General features: G+C 44.3%; 2 protein-coding genes. Both read right to left on the bottom strand.

The window, feature by feature from the left end:
* The coding region (locus ACT3SX_RS13940) for a hypothetical protein (protein WP_444518746.1) at positions 1-1,493 on the bottom strand (1,493 nt) is incomplete at its 3' end.
* A gap of 105 nt (positions 1,494-1,598) precedes the next feature.
* A partial coding sequence (locus ACT3SX_RS13935) for a BRCT domain-containing protein (RefSeq protein WP_444518747.1) occupies positions 1,599-4,957 on the bottom strand: 3,359 nt, incomplete at its 5' end.

Below are 4,957 nucleotides of genomic sequence, written 5' to 3'. Positions count from 1 at the left end.
ATAGGTAAGATTCGTCGCTGGCTTGTGGCATCTTGCATGGCCACTTTTAGATACCCTTGCAACGCAGAAGCTATCACCTCTTCGTAGTAACGGTTTTTAAACGCCTCTTCTAAGTATCTAAGCGGACGGGCGGTAGAGTCGGCTCGGTCTGCCAATGCATGAAATGCCGCAAGACGTAATTTTGCACTGTGCGCCGAGCTTAGTTGCTGCTCTAAAACATGTGCCGTCTTATCAAGACTCGTCGTAGCGACCCACTGTACCAATTGTAATGCTTGGTTGGCTGTGAGTGTGTCGCTATCATCAAGTAATTTTTTGACCAAATCTAACGTTTGATTGTCTGCTTGTACCTGTAGCAGTGCCAAGCCTTCTTTAAACGCAACATCGCTATTGTTTGAAGTATCAGAGAGTAGCTGTTTAATTCTGTGGTAGCCGTCTTTTATGACATAAGTGACTGGCAGTAGCTTGCTATTTGATGCATTGCTCTGAGTGATGTCTATTGGTATAAAACGTAAGCTTTGGTCAAGACCTACTACTATGATGGCAGGCTTGTCAGCATAGCTTGCGACGGTAATCTGCTGCGGCTTAACCAAATCTTCTTTACAACTGTTTGGCTGACCTTTATCAAATGCCCATGATTTGACGATTTTGTCATCTGCGGTAGTAAACAGTCGAGTGTCTGACACACAAAGCGACTTGATCATTTCGCTGTGCTGGCTAGACTTGGCTCTATCAACAGGATGTAGGTCGCCTTGAACATGAGTACGGTACAAGTATTTATCCGCACCTGCTGAGAAGAAATACTGACCGACTGGCTCAAAACAAAGCGCCGTTACTTTACCTTGATGGAGCTGTTTGCGGCTGCTCAAGCTAAGTTTTGTTTCATCTGAGGCCCATTGATAGCTACTAACATCTCCCGATTGATCTGCCACAACTAGCCATGATCCGTCGTTTGACGTTGTTAGTGCTGTCAATACAGAGTCTTTATTTGATGTTGCTATAGCAGATACATAAGGCTCAATGATGGCAGTACTACTAGTCTTACTGTTTTGATAAGGCCATACCACGATGTGTTTCGGATATAAGATAGCCAAGGCATCTTGTAGTGGTGCCATTGCAACGGCACAGCCTATCTCACTATCACTATTCTTAAGTGTATCAAGTAAGGATTTGGCACTGGTCTTTTTAACTTTTTTGGCTTGCCAGTCCGTTTGGTAAAGATGACCATCATCACCAATCATAACAATAGTGCTGTCATCTGTTTGGCTGATGGCTTGCATCGCACAAGGTAATGCAGTCGTCGATAAGCTAAATTGCTCACCTTGTTGATCGAGGATGTACAAAACAGGCGTCGATGTTTGGGTTTGCTGCTGGCGAGTAATAAAAAGACTGCGCCCATCCTGTTTGGTTGTTTTTTGAGTTGCCGCTTGGGTGCTATTGGCTTTACTGACTAAACCAATAATTTGACCCCAATAGGGGAGTGTTATTGTTTTCATGGTGTTATCTCAGTTGAGGTGACGTCATATTTTTTTGAGTATCTTTTTTTGGCTATAAAAGCTTACTAGTATTTACCTATATCTGTTATCTGTCCGCCAAAGCCGTTAAGCAGAAGCAGCTGCCTGTAGATTGTTGGATAGCTCAGGATAGCGATGCAACAACCGTGTGACGGCAACCAGACACGCATGACGCTCCATCTTGCCTGCTGAGTGCGTAAAGGTGAATAGTGTCGGCATAATGAGCGCCGCAAAGGTACTATCAGCCAATGCCACATCACGAAAAGTCTCAATCAATGCCAGTTTGGCACGACTCGCAGATATAGGTTTTAGCGTAATATTGCTATCTGTATCAGCTGTCTCATTGCTTTTATCTGAATAGCGTTGTTGATTATTGCTGGCACTAGCATTGGGTTCTTGCGACCCACCTAAACGACCAGGCGGTAGCTCAAATAGCCCGCGGCGTAGCAGCATTAATAACTGATCGACTTCTGCAGGCAAGTTCTCTGCTGTTTTTACTGGCTGTTCTTTTATGATTGGTTGAGTATTGCTGTCTTTATCTTGTGCAACCTCTTTATCGCTACTGTTTGGTTGCCAGTTTGGAGACACGTGACGCGACTTGTAGTGTTTCCATAGCATGGTCACAGCAGCATAACGTACTTCACGGTCTGTGCTTTGAGTCAGTTGGTATAAAGACTGCACTTCTTGGAAGTGAGCGTGACGCTGTAGCAGCGTGATACCGATTTGGCGAGCGACTCGCGCTTTGCTTTCAATCAAAGCATTTAACATATCGGCATTCAATTGTGTTGGCTGGATGTGGTAACGGCGATTGGTAACGGAAGGTTCATCTAAAAGCGCACGTTTCAACAGCTCAGTGACCTCAGTATAAGGCGACTCAGCTATCATGAGCCATAGAGCTGGCGTTGGTTGCCACGTCGCCATCTCATACTCGCTCAGTAATAAGCCAAAATCTCGCAACTGGCTGTTACGCTGTTGTAATAAAGGAATGACGCGCTCAGCATCAAAGAACGAAGAAGGGATAATCGCATCAGGATCAACAGGTCTGTCTGTCAACGCCATACAAATATGTTCATGATGATGACTTAGGTAGCTGATCGCAAGCTCACTGATAGGCGCAGTAGCATCATCTGTTGCCATGTGCCACAAGGCATTGGCACCTGCAAAAATATCATCTTCGGACACTTCTCGTGATTGACCACTTAGCATTTGTAAGAACGCTGTTTCAGAGATGATTTTTAGTGCCGCACCATCAGCGATCAAACCTTCAGCTTTCAGCTGTTTACTGCCTTTACGGCCATTACCATATAGCGGTGATCCATCATCCCCAATAACCAAATAATCTAGCTTGCCATTGACGGCGCTACTAATAGCACCATTAGCTGCTTTCACGACTTTTTCGGCCTCGCCACGTGTCATGCTTTGCATCTTGCCCGTGAACAAATACCGTTGACCGGACAAATCTACTTCGGTAGCAACATCTGCATTACTACTCGAGCCTGTAGTGTTACCACTAGAAGCGCTGTCAGTAGGGCTACCTTCTTCATTACTGTCATTATCGAGATATGCAACAAAATCGGCAGGCAAGAAGCCTTTGTTAATACGCTCAATCGCAAATTCACGATAGAGTGCTTGCTCACTATGTGCTAGCGTCATAAGCCAGTCGAAACCTAGATCTATCGGCGCAAAACGGCGTACATCAGACAGCCAATCTTGCACATTTTCTGCTAAGTATTCATCAAAGTCTAATTGCTTTTGCCAATTCTTGATAGGTTCAGAAATAGGGGGTAAACCTTGATTATCAGTACTACTTATAAGATTGATAATACTAGTGGACTTTAATAGTTCAATATATTCAGCTACTTGCCAATCAGGCTCATAAGCAAGCGCATGCCAATAGCTCATATCAAGCGCTGCGGCTGACAGTACATCTTCATCAATCCAGTCGATAACAGTAGATTGTGACAATGGATGTAATAACAGGACTTGCCATACTGAAGCATTTATTTGACTCAAATCCAAACGCCTAAGCTGATCTAACGCAAAGTGCATGCAGTAACTGTCATCATGAGCAGAGAAGTCGTATGCTGCTGATATATCTAGTTGCTGGGCGACGCGAATAAAGTATTCAGATCCTAACTCTTTGGCACTATAAAGCTCAGGCAATTTTTTTATGGCAAACTTAACACTGTACCGTCTGCTGCTAGTCAATCGTTCAAAAAACCACTCAGGAGTTAAGTCGCGTCTTGTAAAGTGTTTGCTGAGTTGTTTGCTAGCGGTTTGATGGTGATGCTCTGTGTCTAGTAGCTGCCCCCAACCATTGACACCAATATCTGAAATAGGGTCACGACTTAATATATTATTGATTGCAAAGGTTCTAACAGGCTCATAATCTGACATCGCCAATAGCATCAGCTCAGTGAGTGATAAGTCTTGGGCATAGCTTTTGGCATAGCCAATCGCGTATTGATAGGCAGCAGGGTAGTGTGAATGAAGTAGTTGTAGTACGACTTGATGTAAGCCCAATGTCTGAAACTTAGACTTTTCAAAATTAGGTGAGTTTTCTAGTAGCCAAACAATCATCTCATCACGCGCTTTACTATGCGCCTTACCAGCCGATAGATATTGCAGCGTGTCGTTACTTACATCACGTAATTGGGTTTTAAAGTCATGCTTTAAACTATCGGTTGCAAACTGTCTGACAGCCTCATTTTTTGCGATAGCCAATAGTTGAATAAGTGGTTCAGGATCTCGTTGCCACGCCTCAGAAAACGCACGACCTTTTGCATCAAATAGCTTGCGAGGAGAGCGACTGCTAAATCGATTGACGCCATAATCTAGGCTATTGTGGAAGCAAATGTGATTGAGGACCCAGCTGCTCGTTTGCTCGGCACTGCCAGCTGTCATGGTTTCGTCATAGCTGGCGAGTACACAGACAGCGGCATCAATATAGCCAATCGGCATCTGCTGCCCCAGTTGGCGCAAATATCGCCATGCTCTGAGGCTCATATACGTTTTGGTTGCGAAGCTAACATTGGCTTTGGGTGTCTGATCAAAACGTTGTAAATCAATCTTGGCGGCTATTTGGCCAAAAATCTCATAATCTTGAGAAAACTCAGCCTGCTTATAAATACGTTTTAAACCTTTCCACACACCGTAGTTGACTGGTAGCTCACTGATAGCTTGTTTTAAAATGGCTCTAGAGTACGCGCTACCATCTTCCCACAGCGCGGTCAGTATTAAATGGATTTTATAACGATCTGGTAGTGGGTAAACGCCTTCGTCTGCTTCTAGTTTGGCAATCATCGCCACACGCTCTGCAAACTGTACTTCGGGGTTTTGCTCCCGAAACTGATGACTTAGAATCTTGTCCAAAAATCGATCAAACGTCAATTCACGTTCGGGGATAGGTGTCTCAGGAATGTCATCAACTTGTGTCGCTAGTATAT

Source organism: Psychrobacter sp. AOP31-B2-9 (assembly GCF_052378005.1).
In the GTDB taxonomy this organism is placed as follows: domain Bacteria; phylum Pseudomonadota; class Gammaproteobacteria; order Pseudomonadales; family Moraxellaceae; genus Psychrobacter.
Note: the sequence above shows the minus strand (reverse complement) of the source record. Positions and strands in the feature narration are given on the sequence as shown.